14 protein-coding genes are annotated in these 17,866 nt (G+C 60.4%); 10 read left to right on the top strand and 4 right to left on the bottom strand.

Annotation, left to right across the window (positions count from 1 at the left end; all coding sequences use genetic code 11):
* Nucleotides 1–99: 99 nt before the first annotated feature.
* The 3 genes from MOK15_RS17945 (at nucleotide 100) to MOK15_RS17935 (ending at nucleotide 4,952) form a co-directional block, all read left to right on the top strand.
* The gene (locus tag MOK15_RS17945; RefSeq protein WP_242933085.1) at nucleotides 100–2,838 is read left to right on the top strand and encodes a TonB-dependent receptor; all 2,739 of its coding nucleotides are present in this window, start codon (nucleotides 100–102) and stop codon (nucleotides 2,836–2,838) included.
* 189 nt (nucleotides 2,839–3,027) lie between these two features.
* On the top strand, nucleotides 3,028–3,942 hold the full coding sequence (locus MOK15_RS17940; protein WP_242933084.1) for a dihydrodipicolinate synthase family protein: 915 nt from the start codon (nucleotides 3,028–3,030) through the stop codon (nucleotides 3,940–3,942).
* 11 nt (nucleotides 3,943–3,953) lie between these two features.
* Nucleotides 3,954–4,952, top strand: coding sequence for a 4-hydroxyproline epimerase (locus MOK15_RS17935; protein ID WP_242933083.1), 999 nt, complete (start codon nucleotides 3,954–3,956; stop codon nucleotides 4,950–4,952).
* 310 nt (nucleotides 4,953–5,262) lie between these two features.
* Here MOK15_RS17935 and MOK15_RS17930 read toward each other — a convergent pair whose 3' ends face one another.
* The gene (locus tag MOK15_RS17930) at nucleotides 5,263–6,108 is read right to left on the bottom strand and encodes a fumarylacetoacetate hydrolase family protein (RefSeq protein WP_242933082.1); all 846 of its coding nucleotides are present in this window, start codon (nucleotides 6,106–6,108) and stop codon (nucleotides 5,263–5,265) included.
* A 132-nt stretch (nucleotides 6,109–6,240) separates the two neighbouring features.
* On the opposite strand from MOK15_RS17930, the gene MOK15_RS17925 reads away from it, so the two are divergent.
* Together MOK15_RS17925 and MOK15_RS17920 are read left to right on the top strand one after the other, a co-directional pair.
* Nucleotides 6,241–7,098 (top strand): amidohydrolase family protein, encoded by an 858-nt coding sequence (locus MOK15_RS17925; protein WP_242933081.1) that lies wholly within the window; start codon nucleotides 6,241–6,243, stop codon nucleotides 7,096–7,098.
* Nucleotides 7,095–7,241 carry a hypothetical protein gene (locus MOK15_RS17920; protein WP_242933080.1) on the top strand — a complete coding sequence of 49 codons (147 nt, stop codon included), beginning with the start codon at nucleotides 7,095–7,097 and terminating at the stop codon, nucleotides 7,239–7,241. Before MOK15_RS17925 ends, MOK15_RS17920 begins: the two co-directional genes overlap by 4 nt.
* Here the strand turns inward: MOK15_RS17920 and MOK15_RS17915 are convergent.
* The 3 genes from MOK15_RS17915 to MOK15_RS17905 all read right to left on the bottom strand — a co-directional run bounded on the left by MOK15_RS17915 (nucleotide 7,191) and on the right by MOK15_RS17905 (nucleotide 11,065).
* On the bottom strand, nucleotides 7,191–8,450 hold the full coding sequence (locus MOK15_RS17915) for an MFS transporter (protein WP_242933079.1): 1,260 nt from the start codon (nucleotides 8,448–8,450) through the stop codon (nucleotides 7,191–7,193). The genes MOK15_RS17920 and MOK15_RS17915 overlap by 51 nt on opposite strands.
* A 434-nt stretch (nucleotides 8,451–8,884) precedes the next feature.
* Nucleotides 8,885–9,727 carry a MucR family transcriptional regulator gene (locus MOK15_RS17910; RefSeq protein WP_242933078.1) on the bottom strand — a complete coding sequence of 281 codons (843 nt, stop codon included), beginning with the start codon at nucleotides 9,725–9,727 and terminating at the stop codon, nucleotides 8,885–8,887.
* Nucleotides 9,728–9,964: 237 nt separating this feature from the next.
* The gene (locus MOK15_RS17905) at nucleotides 9,965–11,065 is read right to left on the bottom strand and encodes a helix-turn-helix transcriptional regulator (RefSeq protein WP_347567244.1); all 1,101 of its coding nucleotides are present in this window, start codon (nucleotides 11,063–11,065) and stop codon (nucleotides 9,965–9,967) included.
* 139 nt (nucleotides 11,066–11,204) lie between these two features.
* On the opposite strand from MOK15_RS17905, the gene MOK15_RS17900 reads away from it, so the two are divergent.
* The 5 genes from MOK15_RS17900 (at nucleotide 11,205) to MOK15_RS17880 (ending at nucleotide 17,864) form a co-directional block, all read left to right on the top strand.
* Nucleotides 11,205–13,349: a TonB-dependent receptor gene (locus MOK15_RS17900; RefSeq protein ID WP_242933076.1), complete on the top strand. Its 2,145-nt coding sequence runs from the start codon at nucleotides 11,205–11,207 to the stop codon at nucleotides 13,347–13,349.
* Nucleotides 13,349–14,428 carry a PepSY-associated TM helix domain-containing protein gene (locus tag MOK15_RS17895; RefSeq protein WP_242933778.1) on the top strand — a complete coding sequence of 360 codons (1,080 nt, stop codon included), beginning with the start codon at nucleotides 13,349–13,351 and terminating at the stop codon, nucleotides 14,426–14,428. Before MOK15_RS17900 ends, MOK15_RS17895 begins: the two co-directional genes overlap by 1 nt.
* A gap of 102 nt (nucleotides 14,429–14,530) precedes the next feature.
* On the top strand, nucleotides 14,531–15,190 hold the full coding sequence (locus MOK15_RS17890) for a TetR/AcrR family transcriptional regulator (protein WP_242933075.1): 660 nt from the start codon (nucleotides 14,531–14,533) through the stop codon (nucleotides 15,188–15,190).
* Between the two features lie 80 nt (nucleotides 15,191–15,270).
* Nucleotides 15,271–16,260, top strand: coding sequence for an alpha/beta hydrolase (locus MOK15_RS17885; protein WP_242933074.1), 990 nt, complete (start codon nucleotides 15,271–15,273; stop codon nucleotides 16,258–16,260).
* Nucleotides 16,257–17,864, top strand: coding sequence for a carboxylesterase family protein (locus MOK15_RS17880; RefSeq protein WP_242933073.1), 1,608 nt, complete (start codon nucleotides 16,257–16,259; stop codon nucleotides 17,862–17,864). The genes MOK15_RS17885 and MOK15_RS17880 overlap by 4 nt, the downstream gene beginning before the upstream one ends.
* Nucleotides 17,865–17,866: the final 2 nt, after the last annotated feature.

The raw sequence follows: 17,866 nt of genomic DNA, 5'->3' as shown, positions 1-17,866 counted from the left end.
TTGTTGCCGGCAGCTTGCAATTTTCTTGACTCCGACAAAATAATGTAGTTGGTATACGATATAAAGTAAGGCGTTAAGTCTGATAAAAGGGGAAAAGGGATGAAGTCACGTACGATTTTCAACATGTCGGCGGCTTTGTCCGTCCTTGCATTTGCGTCCGTTTCCGCCATGGCAATGGCGCAGAATGCGCCCAATTCCTCGGACTCCAAGGATACCACCAAGGCAGACATCATCGTCACCGGCGTCCGCGGCAGCGTCGAGGCTGCATCCACCAAAAAGCGGAACAGCAAGCAGATCGTCGACTCGATTGTCGCGGAAGATGCCGGTAAATTGCCGGACAATAACGTTCCTGAAGCGCTGGCGCGCGTGACCGGTGTGCAGATCGACCGCGCGCGCGGTCAGGGGCAAAGCGTGACAATTCGCGGCCTTGCCCAGGTGCAGACCACGGTCAACGGCAACAATACCAACCTTGGTGATGGCCGTTCGCTCAATCTCGCGGATATTCCGGCTGAACTGCTCAAATCGGTGGACATCTACAAGACCCGTTCGGCCGATCAGGTCGAGGGCGGCATCGCCGGTACCGTCAATGTCGAATTGCGCCGGCCGTTCGATCTCAAGAAGGGCTGGACTGTCGCGGGCAGCCTTCGCGGCTCCTATGACGACATCTCCGAGAAAGTCAGCCCCTATGGCAGCCTTCTGGTGGCGAACCGCTTCGATACCGGCATCGGTGAAATCGGTTTCCTGGTGAACGCTTCGCTGACCAGAAACAATTATCGCGAAAACTATATCGAGAGTGAATCGCCTTTCAAGACCAACATCGATGGCTCGACCGTGGTGATCCCGTATCGAGCGCAATACGGCATTGAGCAGGGCAATGTGAAGCGCCCCTCCATCAATGCCGTGTTGCAGTGGCGGGCGAGCGACAATCTCGATTTTGTGCTGGAAGGCGGCTATCTGGGATCGCGCGAAAAGCGCTCGGTCGAACGCCTCTACGTCCAAGATATGCCGTTCGCCACCAACTATAGTGACATCGTGCTCATGCCTGACGGCCGGACGGTGAAGTCGTTGACGATCAGCAATCCGAACGGTATTCCGGCGGGCATAGATTCCCAATATAATTCAATCCACTCGAACCTCTACACCAGCAACCTCGAAGCACATTGGCATAATGATCGCGTGCAACTTAACGTCAGTGCGCAGTATAACTGGTCGAATGAAGGCAATTATTTCGTCGAGACCATTTTGCGCCCGACGAACCTGAACTCGGCCACAGTCGATTTCGCTTCGGACCTGTACAGCAAGGGTGCGCCGTCGATCACCTTCAACGGCGTCGATCTTTCCGACCTGTCGAGTTATGGGATAGACCGCTTCCAGGACAATCGTGGCGGATCGAAGAACAAGGAATTCGCCAGCCAGGCCGACCTGACCCTGCGGCTTAGCGACGAATCCTTCCTGCGCAGCCTGCAGGTCGGCGGACGTTACAATCAGCGCCGCACCAGCCGCTATTATGGCTATCGGGACGGCTTTCCACGTGTGAACGGGACTTATGCGCCGCTGAGCCTATTCCCCGGCTATGACAGCGCGTCGCTGGTCGGTCCTGACATTGGCGGTGCCACCACCCAATGGTATCGCATCCCCGGATCGGTGGTACTTTCGAATATTGACGATATTCGCGCCTTCATCCAGCAATATGATCCCGCCAACACCGAGCGGTTTTCGAGCGTCTATCCGCCGAGCGACCGTGGCCAAACCTTCGAGTCCAACGAGAAGAATTTCGCAGCCTACGCCCAACTCAACTGGGGCTTTAAGCTGGGTAGCATTCCCGTCGATGGTTTGGCCGGCGTGCGTTACACCAATACATGGGGCAATTCGCAAAGCTTCAACTACCGTCCGGGTGACGTGACCAACGGCTATCAGGACATTGTCCAGGCATCGCCGGGTCACGGCAATTATTATGATGTCCTGCCCAGCGCTTCGGCGATCATCCACTTCACGCCGAAAATGCAGCTTCGCCTTGCCTACAGCACGAACGTCCAGCGCCCCAGTTTCTTTGATTCGCGTCCCTTCTATTATGCCGAGACGCGCGCCAATCCGCCGGTCGTCTATGCGGGCAATCCGGACCTGAAAGCCCAGCGTGAGCAAGCCTTCGACATCAGCGCCGAATATTATTTCGGGCGCGGAGGGCAGATTTCACTCGCTGGTTATCACAAGAAGGCCACGGGATTCCTGCTCAGCAGCCGTGAGCAGGCTAACGCTGCACAATTGGCTCTCTATGGAATCGACCTGGCCAAGTATAATGCATCCTTCGGTTATATCGAGCAGTTACGCAATGTTGGTGACGGCACCTTTACGGGTGTCGAAGGCACGTTCCAGACTTTCTTTGACTTTCTACCGGGCGCACTTCGCAATTTCGGCGTCAGCCTGAATGCGTCGCACATCTTCAAGGCGCGGGTCGAATATGATGATGAGGAAAGTTTTCCGGGCGAGTTTGACTCCCCGAACACTTCGAAATGGACCGCCAATCTGGCCTTGTTCTACGACACGACGAAGTTCAGCGCGCGCGTCGCTTATAACTACCGTTCGTCCTATCGCATGGGTATCTGGCTCGATACCAGCGACGGTACGCAGGATGCGACCTATTCGCCCTATAATGCGTCAACGGAACGGCTCGATGCTGCCGTTAACTACACGCCAGTCAAGTTCATGACCCTGTCGTTGGAGGCGACGAACCTCCTGGGCAGTGATGTGTTCCGTTACCATGGCAGCCAGAATCTCTTGCCGCTGGGCGTTCGCACCCTTGCACGGACAGCGCAAGCCAGCGTCCGGTTTCGCTTCTGAACGGACGGGACGGAAGAAGGACCAGGGGCCGCGACGGAGACGTCGCAGCCCTTTCTCTTTTGGGGCGATCCCGATCGTTGCTACACCCAAACCGCTATAGGATTGCCGCACTGCAAAAAATCCGTTGCAACCTTTAACGTAATATCGTATACGATATTTAGATTATCAGAAAAGGCAGGATGAACATCTATGGCAATTGGTTGGAAGGGCGTGTTCCCGGCGGTCACTACGCAACTGCGTGCGGATCTGTCGATCGACCTCGCCGATACGCAGCGCGTCGTTGACGATCTTATCAAGGATGGCGTCACCGGTATCATTGCGCTGGGTACGGTGGGCGAGAACAACTCCTTGGAATATGATGAGAAAGTGTCGGTTCTTTCCGCGATCGTGGAGGTTGTTGCGGGCCGCGTTCCCGTCATCACCGGCGTGTCGGAGTTTGATACGCGCCGCGCCGTCCGCTATGCTCAGGCGGCTGAAAAGGCTGGCGCGGATGGCCTGATGCTGCTGCCGCCGATGGTGTATGTCACCAAGCCGCACGAACTGGTCGCCCATTTCAAGGGTGTTGCGGACCAGACCGGCCTGCCGATCATGCTCTACAATAACCCACCAGCCTATCGCACCGTCATCGACCAGGATGTGCTGAGCGCGCTGGTCGATGTGAAGAATATCGTCGCGGTCAAGGAATCGGCGCCGGATACGCGTCGCTTCACCGATTTTCGCAACGCATTCGGGGATCGCTATACGCTGTTCGCCGGCCTGGACGACGTGGCGCTGGAGGGGCTGTATCTCGGCGCGCAGGGTTGGGTGTCGGGTCTGACCAACGCCTTCCCCAAGGAGTCGGTCGAACTGGTTTGCGCCTTCGAGCGCGGCGATCATGCCAAGGCGATGGAAATCTATCGCTGGTTCATGCCACTGCTGCATCTGGATGCCGAGCATGATCTGGTCCAGTCGATCAAACTGGCCGAGCAGGTGATGGGCCGTGGTTCGGAGCGCGTTCTGCCCCCGCGCCTGGTGTTGCAGGGTGAGCGTCGCGCCGAGGTCATCGCCATGGTGGAGAAGGCGGCGGCGACCCGTCCCGACCTGTCGGTCGCGGCTGCGGCCTGAGACGAGCGGCGATGCGTCACACCTTCTTCTGCATTGACGGCCACACGGCCGGAAACCCCGTCCGCCTGGTGACGGGCGGGGCGCCGCTGCTGAAGGGCGCGTCCATGTCGGAACGGCGGCAGGATTTCCTGGCGCGTTTCGACTGGATACGCACCGGGCTTTGTTTCGAACCGCGCGGGCATGACATGATGTCGGGCGGCTTCCTCTATCCGCCGGTCGATCCGCAGAATGACATCGGCATATTGTTCATCGAAACCAGTGGCTGCCTGCCCATGTGCGGTCATGGCACGATCGGTATCATCACCTTCGGCCTGGAACATGGCCTGATCCAGCCCGCAACGCCGGGGCGGTTGAAGGTCGAGGTGCCTGCGGGTGTGATTGACATCGCCTATGAGACGGAAGGGCAGAAGGTGACGGCGGTGCGCATCACCAATGTCCCGGCCTATGTCGCGGCGAAGGGGATCGAGGTGGATGTCGAGGGCATCGGCCCGTTGTCGATCGATGTGTCCTATGGCGGCAATTATTATGCGATCATCGAGCCGCAGGGCGCTTATACCGGCCTGGACGATATGGGGGCGTCGCGGCTGATCGATCTGAGTGGTCGCATCCGCACGGCGGTGCGGGAGAAGTATGAACCGGTCCACCCGCTTGATCCCACCATCCGCGGCGTCAGCCATATTCTGTGGGCAGACAGGCCCAAGAGCGATGGTGCCGATGGCCGCAATGCCGTCTTCTATGGGGATAAGGCGATCGACCGCAGTCCGTGCGGCACCGGCACCTCTGCGCGGCTGGCGCATCTGGCGGCATCGGGCCGGTTGAAGGTGGGCGATCGTTTCGTCCACGAAAGCTATATCTGCAGCCGCTTCATCGGCCGGGTCGAGCAGGCGGTGATGCTGGGCGACCAGCCCGCGATCGTCCCGTCGATCGAAGGGTCGGCGGTGGCGACCGGCTTCAACACCATATGGATCGACCGCGCCGATCCTTTCTGGGCCGGTTTCCAGGTGATTTAGAGCGGTTTGCGGTCCGATTGCATCGGCTCGGCCGCTCTGTATCAAGATATACTGATGAGAACTCATGCCGGCCTGTTCCCCGGCGAAAGCCGGGATCCAGTTCGAACCGTGGACCTGGACCCCGGCTTTCGCCGGGGAACAGCATCCGATCGATCTTAATGAGCCATTCTCTACGCAGTTTGGTATAAGTTTTGGTTTAACGCATTTTAGCTGCGCTGGCCTGTGGCTCCGGTCATCAGGTGATTCCACCTGACTGGAAAATGCTCCAAAGGGGAAGGGATCGGCGCGATGGATCCCCTCCCTTTTTCGATCAGCCGCCTGTGAAGACCTGTCTTTGCTCCCCGAGCTTTTCGATGCCGAGCGTCACGACATCGCCGGGGATCAGATACCAGGGTTCGGGCTTCTGCCCCAGGCCGACGCCGGGCGGGGTGCCGGTGGTGATGACATCGCCGGGCAGCAGGGTCATGAACTGGCTGACATAGGCGACGATTTCCGCCACGGTGAAGATCATCGTCTTCGTGCTGCCGTCCTGCTTGCGTTCACCATTGACGTCGAGCCACATGGACAGTGCCTGCGGGTCGTTCACCTCGTCGGCAGTCACCAGCCAGGGGCCGATGGGGCCAAAGGTCGGAAAGCCCTTGCCCTTGTCCCAGGTCGCGCCGCGTTCGATCTGCCATTCGCGTTCGGACACGTCGTTGACGACGCAATAGCCCGCAACGTGATGGAGCGCGTTGGCCTGATTGACACAGTGCGCGGTGCTGCCGATGATGACGCCCAGCTCAACTTCCCAATCGGTTTTGCGCGATCCGGCGGGAATGATGACGGGGTCGTTCGGACCCTGGATGCAGCTTACCCATTTGTTGAACACTACGGGTTCTGCAGGAATGGGCAGGTTCGATTCAGCGGCGTGATCGGCATAGTTGAGACCGATGGCGACAAATTGCCGCGTGCCGCTGACAGGCGGGCCATAACGGACGGGGCCTTCGACCAAAGGCAGAGAGGTTGGATTGATCGCTGTCAGTCGGGCCAGTCCTTCCGGCCCGATCGCTGCGCCATCGATGTCGGCGATATGGCCCGACAGGTCACGAATCCTGCCGTCGGCATCGATCATCGCGGGGCGTTCCTGACCGGCTTCCCCGATGCGGCATAATTTCACTATGAACTCCTTTTCAAAGAGCGTGTCCAAGCGGCATGGGCAGCCGCCAGTCGCGTTGTGTGATGTCGTATGTTTTGTGGTGGTGCAATATTATGGTGAGGCAAGAGAGGATGTGTTCATGAGTGACATGACATGAAACGGCCACGCATTATAGACTCACATCAGCATTTCTGGCGCATCGGAAGACCGGAACAGCTTTGGCCCGATGCGGACTGGCCCTTGCTCCATCGCGACTTTCTGCCCGGCGATTTGCGCACCGCGATCGAAGGGCTGGATGTGGTGGGCACGGTACTCGTCCAGTCGCAGCCGGACGATCGTGACACCGACTGGCTGCTCGATCTGGCGGCGGCTGATTCTCTGATACTTGGCGTGGTCGGCTGGGTCGCGCTGGAGGATAAGCGCGCGCCCGCGCGGATCGCGCAACTCGCGGCGTGGCCGAAATTTGTCGGGCTTCGGCCCATGCTGCAGGCGATAGACGATAACGACTGGATACTTCGGGATGATCTCGCTCCGGCGATCGAAGCGATGCTGGCGCACGGTCTGCGTTTCGATGCTCTTGTCCAGCCGCGACATCTGCCGGCTCTTGTCTGCTTCGCTGAACGCTGGCCGGATCTGCCCATCGTGATCGATCATGGCGCCAAGCCCCATGCGGCGGACATGACCCTAGACCCCTGGCGGGATCAACTCGCGATGCTCGCCCGCCATCCCAATATCTGGTGCAAGTTGTCGGGCCTGCGTACCGAGCAGGCGCAGGGGCAAAGCGCGGATGCGCTGGCTCCCTATATCGCGCATATTCTGAGCAGCTTCGGTGACCGGACGATGTGGGGCAGCGACTGGCCGGTGCTGCTCCATATGGAGGATCGCTATATCGATTGGGTCGATGATGCGCTGCGGCTGGCGGGCGACCTGGATGCGCCGATGCGGGCGCGGCTGTTCGAGGGCGCGGCGCGCGCCTTTTACGGGCTGGCCGCACAGGAGGGGCATAAGTGACGTTGGATTTTGGCAAGCTGGGCTTTGGGGCGGCAGCGATCGGCAATCTCTATCAGGCAATCCCGGATGGCGACGCGCGCTCGCTGCGATCGTCAGGGGGTGCGGACGCGGAGCAGCATCAGCAGCAACGCGCCGACCAGTGAACCGAGCGCCATGACGAAGGCGACCAGCGGCAGGCCGAAGTCGAGGGTGAAGAGGAAGCCGGCGATGATCGGTCCCAGTGCAGCTCCACCACGTCCGACACCGATGACGATGCCGGTGCCACCCGCGCGGACGGCGGTGGGGAAGGATTGGGCTACCAGCGCGTAAAGGCCGACGACCGCGGCATTGGTGCAGAAGCCGCCGGCCGCCGCGACCAGGCTGAGGCCTTGCAGGCTCGTCTGTCCCTGGCCGAAAATGGAGACCATGATGGTCGATGCGACCATGGCGGCGATCACTAGGGCACGGACGGACAAGCGCCAGCTCAATGCGCTGAGCAACAGCGAGCCGAGCAGGCCGCCGACATTGGCCCAGACCAGCACGCCACCTGCCGTTGCCGGCGCATAACCCATGTCGACGACGATCTTCGGTACCCATTTCAGGATGAAGTAGAAGGTCATGATGTGGCAGAAATAGGCGAGCGTCAGCAGAACGGTCGTGCGCCCAAGGCCAGGCGCGAACAGGGCGGACAAGGACGGTTTGGGAGCAGCGGCATCGATGGGGGGCAGGGCGTCGGCAGCGGCATGACCCATGCGGGTCAGTATCCGGTTGATCCGCGCCAGCGCGTCGGGCGACCGCTTCTGCATCAGGAATCCTACCGATTCGGGCAGCAACAACAGGGTGACGGGCAGGAAGAGCGCGGTGACGATAGCGCCGAACAGGAAGATGTCGCGCCATCCCCCGGCGATCAGTAAGTGCGAGGCGACCGAGCCGCCCACGATCGCGCCGATCGGATAGCCTGCCGCCATGATCGCGACCGCAAGGCTGCGCGCGCGGGCATTGGCCAGTTCTGCGACCATTGCGTTGGTGCAGGCGAGCATTCCCCCAATGCCGAAACCCGTCGCAAGGCGGATGATGGAAAGGGAAAGAATGCTCCAGGCCTGGGTCGCCACGCCCATCCCGGCGGCCATGACCACAAGGCAGCCCAATATGGTCGGACGGCGCCCGATGCGATCGGCGAGGTTGCCGAGCAGGACCGAACCGACCGCCATGCCGATCAGCTCCATCGAAAGAACGAGGCCCAACGCGGCGCGATCTATGCCCCATTCGGTGGCGATGCCGGGGGATGCGAAGCTGATCGCCAGCACATCGAACCCGTCGAGCGCGTTGAGCAGGATGCAGAGAATAATCGCTATGATCTGGATTCGGCCCATGGGGCTTTCATCCAATTGGCGTCTGATGGCCGATCCGCTCTGCGTCATTCTCTCCCCCGTCCTTATGTTGTCGACGACTTGGAAACTGTCGGACCTGAGATGATCCTTATAGCGGGCGACAGCGTAGTGGAAGACGGTGTAGCCGAACCGGAGAAGGGGTTTGTCGATTGCCTCAAGGCACGGATAAAGGAATGAGTATCTCGCCCAGAACGATCTGTTTGATATCGGGTGCTCAGCGAGTTGGACGGAGGATCTGATAAATATTCGTCAATATTCGCGTATGGACGTCCTCGATCCACACGCTGCGGGAGCCAGCTTCGATGACAGGCTGGCTCCGTCTCCTATAGCTCGCGCTTTCCGTTGGCCATGATGGCAATCGGCCGGGTTTTGGCCTGTTTGAGAATGCGCCGAAAGGCGCATTCTCAAACAAACTCCTAACCGTTTGATGCGGCTGCGGTTTTCGACTTGGTGGTCTTGATACCGAGCTTTCGGCGGACAGGTTTCGAGGTCCCGGTCGCTGCCACAGATGTCTCGGTCTTTCCCTGCGCCGCTGCTCTTACTTTAGGAGACCGGGGCTTTGCTCCCTTTTCGTGAGTATCGATAGGGGCTCCCGCCGATTTCACCTTGGGGGAAGCCTTGCCGGTGGATACGGGTGGCTTTTCGGCCTCAGGCTTGCTCTTTTTGGGTGCGCGCGGCACGGCAGCGGTGATTACAGGCTGCGGTTCGGACGGCTGCTGTTTTGCCTTGGTTGCGCGTGCGGATGCTATGGAGCGTGGTGCGGTGACTTTGGCTTCGGATTTCCCCTGCTTCTTGCGTCCCGTAACTTTCGCACTTGCCGTATCGTTGGTCGTTGAGGGTGGCGTCACGACTTTCGTGGCGGAGCCGCGTTGACCGAGGCCGATTTTCTGCGCAACCGCCCTGCGTCGCTCGGAATAGCTTGGGGCAACCATCGGATAGGTTTTGGCCAGTCCGAAGCGTTCGCGATATTCGTCAGGAGTCAGTCCATGGGTTGCCAGGTGCCGCTTCAGTGTCTTGTATGGGCGTCCATCGATCAGGCTGATAATATGGTCTCGTGACGCGAGACTTTTGCGAACGCTGACTGCAGGGCTGAATTCCGGCGTTTCAACTTCTGGCGGCGCGGTTTCTGCAATCAATGCGGATCGCGTCGACTGAATGAGGGTCGCCAACTCGTTGCTGGGGACGGGATTGTTGGCAACATAAGCGCTCAACAATTGCACAGTCAGCGTTGTGTAATCGGGCTTTTCAATATCTGCCATGGCGATTTCCTGTCCATATCGATGTCAATCCACGATGTTCGTCATTCTTGCGGATATGGCTATTATTTAGCTGCCAATGACTGATTTTGTCAAAGGTTAGAAATTAGCGGGAAGTTCGACAAGAACATTGTGTTTCGACCAGGGAAAGCATTTGCGGCGAACGTAGGCTGTTATTCGATCAAGATGCTCATCGTCCTGCGGGGGATGAGGACTTTCCCGATCCTGCATTGGAGGTGATCATGGACTGCCCGCGATCGACAAAACGCTGGTCAATATATTGCGAACCAGTTCAGCCTGGCCGCGTGCGCCGGTCTTGGCGTAGACCTTCTTTGAATAGTTGCGCGCCGTTTCCACCGTGATGCCAAGTTCTATTGCGGCTTCCTGGATGGAAAAGCCGCTGGCGATGGCCCATGCCAATCTTGCCTCGCTCGGCAACAGGCCGAAGAGATCGGCAAGCTGTTCGCACCGATCCGCATGGGACCAACGGTCGCCACTCAGATAGGCGATGGCGACCGGCTTTGAATGCGGCGATGCGAAGCGGTTGTGGATGGGCGTTACCAGCATATCCATCCAGGGATCACGGCTCAGGTTGAATGCGCGCGGTCTGCCTTCATCCTTTGCCGCATAGGATTTGACGAGTTGAGTCAGCTTCCGGTCCATTTCGGGAGAGGCAGGGGTCAGCCGATCATAGCGGCCGCGACGAAGGACGGTGGTTCGCTGGAACAATTGCTCGACATGCGGGGTCATGTCGATGATCCGGCAGCGCGCATCCAGGGTCAACCAGCCGAAGTTCAACCGTCCAAAGGCGTCGGATGTCACCGAAGACCGAAAGCGTTCGCGTTCCAGGGCGACGAAGCTCCGTAATGCGATCCTCAGATGTGGCACCAGCGCGGTCAAAAGGGCGCTGACGGTCGACCCTATAGCGCGGTCGCCTGCGCAGGTCAGCCAGGCATCGACCCCGCTGGGTTCGGTAACGCGCACCGAGCGCATGTTGATGATGCCAAGGGCATGAAGAAATTCGTCGCGATAGGCGCGTTGAACCGGATCGAGGGGATTTAGCAGTTCATCGAGCGTGTAGATGCGCGCTTCGCGCATGTTTCGATAGGGCAGCGGGTCGCGCTGTCCGTATTTTTCGCTGAACAGTCGATCGAGATGTGGCGGCGTTGCAGGTCCGGTATGCAGTTCGATGATCGCATCTTCGTCGATCGGGCGAAATGCCAGGGCGGTATAGAGGGAGCCGGTGCGCGCGCGTAGCTTTTCCAGAAATCCATGCCACAGGGGCTGCTCGAATATGCCTTCGTGCAGCGCGGCCAGCAGTCCATCATCATCCAGTCGCATGATCGATATATAGCCTCCCATTTGGGAGGTTCAATCGCCAAACCGGCATCTCTCCCGCCATTGCTCGCCTCATGTCCATGCGAATGACTTGCAAAAGCATCGCACATTGCATAGAGCGCCCCGGCTCTCTGGGGGTATCATGCGTCATCTTATTTGCTCCGCGTCGGTCTCGGTCTTGCTCTTCTCCACGCCTGCCTTGGCGCAGGCGCCGGATGCGTCGGAATCGGGCGATTCCATCATTGTCACCGCTGCGCGCACCATCCTGCCGGCTAATGCGCTGCCGCTGACCATCGATGTCATCGATCAGGAAACGCTGAATCAGCAGGTCGCGATTGGCGGATCGATTGTCGACGCCGTGTCGGCGCTGACCCCTTCCTTCTCCCCCACGCGGCAAAAGCTGTCGGGCGCGGGTGAGACATTGCGGGGGCGGTCGCCGCTTTACGCCATCAACGGCATTCCGCAGACCACGCCGCTGCGCGACGGGTCGCGTGATGGTTTCACCATCGATCCCTTCTTTATCGATCGGGTCGAGCTGATCTACGGGTCGAACGCATTGCAGGGGATCGGCGGCGCTGGCGGCATCGTCAATCAGGTGACGGTTGCGCCGCCTGCTAATGACGGTATTTCCGGTCGCGTGCTGGTGCAGGGTAATAGCGACAGCGGTTTCAACAGTGACGGTCGAGGCGGGAAGATCGCGGGTCTGATCGCCTGGAAGGGCGGTCGATGGGATGCGATGGCGGGCGCGGCCTTCGAAAAGCGGGGTGCCTTCTATGACGGCCATGGCAGCCGGGTCGGCACCGACCTGACCCAGGGTGAGACGCAGGACAGCCGGAGCTGGTCTCTGTTCGGCCGGTTCGGCTATGCGCTGAGCGACAGTGCCCGACTGGACCTGACAATGAGCCGGTTCGAGTTGAAGGGTGAAGGCGATTATGTCTCGATTCCCGGTATTCCCTCCATCGACCGCCCGACCACCTCTGTCCGGGGGACGCCGCCGGGCGTGCCCGCGACCAACCGTACCGAAAGCGCAGCCCTGTCGTTGACCGACAGCAATTTGTGGGGCGGCAATTTCATCGCGCAGATCTTCTTCAACCGCTCCCGCGATACCTATGGCGGGGAGATCGCACCGCTCGCGAGCTTCCAGGACCCCGCTATCGCGCCGGTCGGCACATTGTTCGACCAGTCGCAGAACCGCAGCCGCAAATATGGCGGCAAGATCAGCTATGAGCGGACCGTTCCGGGCTTCGATGCGCTGACCACGACGCTGGGCCTCGATGTGCTTTACGACCTGACCGAACAGCGGTTGATCGCAACGGGTCGGACCTGGGTGCCGCCAACCGATTATCGCAGCCTTGCGCCCTTCGCCCAGTTCAACCTGGCGTTGTTCGACAAGAAGCTGCGGTTTGCGGGCGGTGTGCGCTATGAGGATGTGCGCATCCATATCAACGATTATCATACGCTGTGGACCTATGGCGGCGGCGTGGATGTGAAGGGTGGTACGCCCCGCTTCAACTCAACCTTGTTCAACGGCGGCGTCATCCTGGAGCCGTGGGCGGGCATCCGCGCCTATGCCAGCTATGCCGAGGGCTATACCGTGCCAGATGTCGGCCGCATCGCACGTGCCGTGGCCAAGCCGGGCTTCGATATCGGCCGCAACGTCAATGTCGCCCCGATCGTGTCCAACAATCGAGAGATTGGGGTCGAGCTGAAGCGCGGGCCGGTCGATGCCAGCGCCGCCTATTTCTGGTCGACCAGTAAGAACGGGTCGGTGCTGGTCCAGACTGGCGGCGTCTATGAGGTGCAGCGCCAGCGAGTTGAGATACAGGGGCTGGAATTGAACCTGTCGGTCAAGATGCCCGTGCCGGGGCTGAGCCTATCGACCGGCTATGCACATCTGATCGGCCGCACCGATGGGTCGGACAATGGTATCGACATGGTGGACCGCGATCTGGACGGCGCGAACATCTCGCCCGACCGGCTGAACGTTGCCGCCAATTATGCGCGCGGGCCGCTGTCGCTCCGGGTGCAGACGCAATTCTTCCTGTCGCGTCAGTTCGAACGGACGCCGGGCAATTATGATCCGCTCTATCGCTTCGACGGCTATAGCGTGACCGACGCCAGCATCCGTTATCAGACCGGGTTCGGCACATTGACATTGGCGGCGCAGAACATCTTCGACAAATTCTATATCGATTATTACAGCCAGACCGTGCGGCCGGACTTCGTCAATAATTATTTCGCCGGGCGCGGGCGTAACTTCACCCTGTCATGGGATTATCGCTTCTGATGAAGCTGATCGACCTGTTGCATCGCTGGACAGGCGGCATTGTCGGCCTCCTGCTGGCGATGCTTGGCCTGACCGGCGCGTTGCTGGTCCACAAGGATGCCTGGGTGATGCTGCCCCATGCGCATGATGCGTTGGTACAGGACACCACGCATCTGGCGATGGTCACGCAAAGGGTCATGGCCGATTCCGCAGTCCAGCCACAGGCGTTGACCTATGCGTCGCAAAGTTTCGGATTGCTGCGGGCCGCCTATGGGGATGGCGGTGGTGCCTATCTCGACCAGAATGGTGCGATCGTGGCGCAATGGCAGAGCCAATGGGAACGGCCCGAAATCTGGCTGTTCGATCTCCACCACCATCTCTTCTCCGGCGATGCGGGTGAAACGGTGATCGGCATCGTGGCCCTTTGCGGGCTGTTTTTCGTCATCAGCGGGGTCCTGCTGTGGTGGCGGACACGCAAGACCTTCGCGTTCCGCCTGATGCCCGCGCGGATGAACCGTCCGGCCATCGTGCGCCATCATCGAGACCTGGGCATAGTCATCGCGCCGCTATTGCTGCTGTCGCTGGTGACGGGCGCGGTGCTGGTGTTCAGGCCGATGGCTGCCCTGTTGCTCGGCCCCGGTGCGCCTGCGACCATCGACGCATCGCTCAAAGCGCCGCCGCCGCGCGAAGCGCAACTCGCCGACACGCTGAACTGGGCGGCCATGATCCGGACGGCGCGCGCGCGATTTCCGGACGCCGAATTGCGCAGCATCAGCCTGCCGCGAAAGGACAATGGCCTGATCACCTTGCGGATGCGGTCGCCGGAGGAATGGCTGCCCAATGGGCGTACGACCCTCTGGTTCGCCGCTGATACCGGCGCGCTTGTGGCTGCGCGCGATGCCGCAACGCTTCCGTCTTCCGTGAAGGGGTATAATCTTCTCTATCCGCTCCATGCGGCCAAGGTAGGCGGGTTGCCGTTCCGGATCGTCATGACCTTGTCCGGCCTTGCTCTGGCAATGTTGGGAACATTGGCGGTGTGGACCTTCTGGTTCAAGAAGCCCAAGGCGGCCAGAGCACAAGTTCGGCGCGTCGACATCTGAAACAGGGGGCATCAGCACGCCCTTCATTTCCGTTTTCGAAATATGGCGTCTCGTGGCTAAGATGCTATGGCGCTTGGCGGAACATGGAAAGGAGCGGATGCGGTGGTCAAATCGACACTGACGGGTGTTGAGGGCGGTGGGAACGGTCGGGCTGCGGATGCGGAGGAAACGCGCCTCAATATTCTGGACGTGGCCACGGCCGAATTTGCCGACAAGGGATTGAGCGGTGCGCGGATCGACGAAATCGCGGAGCGGACCAATGCCTCCAAGCGCATGATCTATTATTATTTCGGCGGCAAGGAGGGATTGTACCGGGCCGTGCTTGAACGCGCTTACACAGCGGTCCGGGAAGTGGATGCGGATAATCGGCGTGACCATCTCGCGCCGGACGCGGCGTTGCGGGACGTGGTGGGCGCGACCTTCGACTATCATAACCAGCATCCCGAATTTGTCCGGCTGGTCATGAATGAGAATATCCTGCGTGGCACCCATGTCGGCGAAGTGCCGGGCATTCGCGAACGCAATCGCAAGGTTGTCGAGCAGCTTCGCGGCATATTGGCGCGCGGGGTCGCCAGCGAACATTTTCGCGAAGGCATAGACCCGGTCGAACTGCACATGACGATCAGCGCCCTGTGCTTCTACAATGTCTCCAACCGCTATACCTTTTCCTATGGCTTTGAGCGGGACATGAGTTCTCCCAAGGCGCTGGCGCGCCGGCGCATGAGCGTTATCGATGTCATTGAAAGCTGGTGCCGCCGCTAACATGGCTTGCTTCCCATATTTGCTTTGATTAGATATGTACGAAATAGTTCGCTCAATATTAAACAACGTGGGAGAGAGACATGCGCAAATGGGTTGGCGCAAGCCTGACCTTGATCGCCGCCTTGGCGATGCAAACCGGCCCGGCCCAGGCGCAGATGGAGCGGCTCGCAACATCGCCAGAGCCTGCCCTTGGCGATCCGATGCCGGAACGCATATTGAGCCTCGCCAACGGCGTCCGCGTCAGCACGGACATCAGCTTTTCCACGATCCCCGGATATCGCCCGCTCACACTGGACCTTTATCGCCCGACCAAGGCGACGGCGCGCCTGCCGCTGGTCATCTATGTCCATGGTGGTGGATGGATGGCGGGTCATACGCGCCAGTCAGGGGCGTTCAGCGACTTTCCTGCCGTACTGGCCGACCTGTCGTCCAAGGGCTATGTCGTTTCTTCCCTGGAATATAGGCTGTCGGGAGAAGCGCCTTTCCCGGCTGCGATCGACGATGTTCGCACGGCGATCCGTTTCTTGAAGGCCAATGCCGACCGTTACGGCATCGATACCGGGCATGTCGCGATCTGGGGTGGTTCCGCAGGCGGGCAGCTTGCCGCGCTCGCTGCGCTTGATTGCGGCCATGCGCCTGCCGGTGCGGACAAGAGCAATGCCGGGCAGAATGATTGCGTGCAGGCGGCTGTGGGCTGGTATGGCGTCTATGATTTCGCGACCATGCCGCAATCGGCCACCCCTCGCGCCGAGAACCGGTATCTCGATTGCGTACAGGGCGATTGTCCCGCGGACCGCATCTCCACCGCCAGCCCAGCCGCCCATGTCGATGCGAAGGACCCGCCGATGCTGTTGATCCACGGCACCGACGACAAGACTGTGCCCGTGTCCCAGTCCCAGGAATTGGCGGCGAAGCTAAAGGCGGCGCATGTGCCGGTCACGTTGGAGATCATTCCCAATGTCGGCCATAGCTGGATCGGCGTGGATGCCGCCGCAACGCGCGCGGCCAGCCTGCGCGCGTTGGACCTGACTTTCCGCTTTTTCGACACGCAGTTGAAGGCTGTACAATGATGCGCCGTCTGGGGTTGACCCTGGGGTTGCTGGCGCTGACGTCGGTGGCCCCGGCGCAGGTGGTTGATCGGCCTGCGGGCGATCCGGTATCGACCGAGGCGGGATTGGTGGCGGGCAAGACACTGCCGTCCGGCGTGCGCGCGTGGCTTGGCGTGCCCTTCGCCGCGCCGCCCGTGCGTGACCTGCGCTGGCGCGATCCGCAGCCTCATGCGGCGTGGAATGGCGTCTGGAACGCCGATCGTGCAGCGGCTGAATGCATTCAGCCGCTGCGGGGGCGCAACATCAACCATTATTTCGGGGAGGAGGCGACCAGTGAGGATTGCCTCTATCTCAATATCTGGGCGCCGCCAGAGCCGCCACCGCCGGGCAAGGCTTATCCGGTAATAGCCTGGATCTATGGCGGCGGCTTCAATGTCGGCTCCGCCTCCATGGCCAATTATTCCGGCGAACCGCTGGCAAGCAAAGGCGCGGTCTATGTGTCGATTGCCTATCGCGTCGGCTCACTCGGTTTCCTGGCGCATCCCGCCCTTACGGCAGAAGGGAATGGCGGTTCGGGCAATTACGGCCTGAAGGACCAGATCGCCGCACTGCAATGGATACAGCATAATATTGCCGGTTTCGGCGGCGATCCCGGCAATGTGACGATAGCGGGCCAGTCTGCCGGATCGATGTCGGTGTCGCTGTTGCAAGCCAGTCCGGTGGCCAAGGGGTTGTTTCATCGCGTCGTTGGAATGAGCGGGGGCGTCTTCGGCGGACAGATGGCGCCTGCGCCCCTTGCCGAAGCGGAGGTAGAGGGTGTCGCGCTGCAAAAAGCGCTGGGCGCGTCATCGATCGAGGCGATGCGCGATATGCCCGCTGACAGGCTGATCGCGCTAGCCGCGCCCGTAAAGCGTCGACCGATCGTGCTGGATGGGCGGGTGGTGCCGGTGCCGCCGGAAGCCGCCTTTGCGGCGGGTCAGCAGAGTGACGTGCCGGTGATGATCGGTTTCACGCGCGATGAGAGTTTTCGGTCCCTCGGTCCGATTGCGGGCGTCGCCGAATATGAGAGGGCGGTGCGCCTGACCTTCCCGGCACACGCCGCGCAGATATTGCAGGCCTATCCGGCGCGAATGGCAGAGGAAGCGCGCCGTGCCGCTCGCGACATTGAGCGTGATGCGACGCTGGGCCTGCAAATGGCGGAATGGGCGAAAGGGCAATCCATGAAGGGCAAGGCCCCGGCCTATGCCTATTTCTTCACCCGCACCCATCCCTATCGACCGGGTGTCACCTTTGCCGATCATGATCCGGCGACGGTTGGCGCCTATCATACCGCCGATGTCCCCTATTGGCTGGGGACGCTGGACAGCCTCAACCTCTTCCGCGTGACGCGCGACTGGACGCAGGGCGACCGGCAATTGTCGGCCGAGATGATGGATCGACTCCTCGCCTTCGCCCGTGATGGCGATCCCGGTCGTGACTGGCCTGCCTGGAAAGTTTCGCAACCGCGTGTGCACCTCTTGGGCGAAGCGGGCGGAATGGTGGATTGGCCACATTTCAAGACACTGCCCCTGTTCAAGGATGCCGCGCCACCCGTTCCGGCAGAACGGCCCCGGATCAGGGATTGAGC

It is taken from the genome of Sphingobium sp. BYY-5 (assembly GCF_022758885.1).
Classification (GTDB): Bacteria; Pseudomonadota; Alphaproteobacteria; order Sphingomonadales; family Sphingomonadaceae; genus Sphingobium.
The sequence above is the reverse complement of the archived record's forward strand: the minus strand, read 5'-3'. Positions and strand labels throughout refer to the sequence as shown.

Excerpts from the sequence above, each read along its gene's own strand:
- MOK15_RS17945 (WP_242933085.1), top strand. The coding sequence starts at position 100 with ATGAAGTCACGTACGATTTTCAACATGTCGGCGGCTTTGTCCGTCCTT.
- MOK15_RS17940 (WP_242933084.1), top strand. The coding sequence starts at position 3,028 with ATGGCAATTGGTTGGAAGGGCGTGTTCCCGGCGGTCACTACGCAACTG.
- MOK15_RS17935 (WP_242933083.1), top strand. The coding sequence starts at position 3,954 with ATGCGTCACACCTTCTTCTGCATTGACGGCCACACGGCCGGAAACCCC.
- MOK15_RS17925 (WP_242933081.1), top strand. The coding sequence starts at position 6,241 with ATGAAACGGCCACGCATTATAGACTCACATCAGCATTTCTGGCGCATC.
- MOK15_RS17915 (WP_242933079.1), bottom strand. The coding sequence starts at position 8,450 with ATGGGCCGAATCCAGATCATAGCGATTATTCTCTGCATCCTGCTCAAC.
- MOK15_RS17910 (WP_242933078.1), bottom strand. The coding sequence starts at position 9,727 with ATGGCAGATATTGAAAAGCCCGATTACACAACGCTGACTGTGCAATTG.
- MOK15_RS17905 (WP_347567244.1), bottom strand. The coding sequence starts at position 11,065 with ATGCGACTGGATGATGATGGACTGCTGGCCGCGCTGCACGAAGGCATA.
- MOK15_RS17900 (WP_242933076.1), top strand. The coding sequence starts at position 11,205 with ATGCGTCATCTTATTTGCTCCGCGTCGGTCTCGGTCTTGCTCTTCTCC.
- MOK15_RS17895 (WP_242933778.1), top strand. The coding sequence starts at position 13,349 with ATGAAGCTGATCGACCTGTTGCATCGCTGGACAGGCGGCATTGTCGGC.
- MOK15_RS17885 (WP_242933074.1), top strand. The coding sequence starts at position 15,271 with ATGCGCAAATGGGTTGGCGCAAGCCTGACCTTGATCGCCGCCTTGGCG.
- MOK15_RS17880 (WP_242933073.1), top strand. The coding sequence starts at position 16,257 with ATGATGCGCCGTCTGGGGTTGACCCTGGGGTTGCTGGCGCTGACGTCG.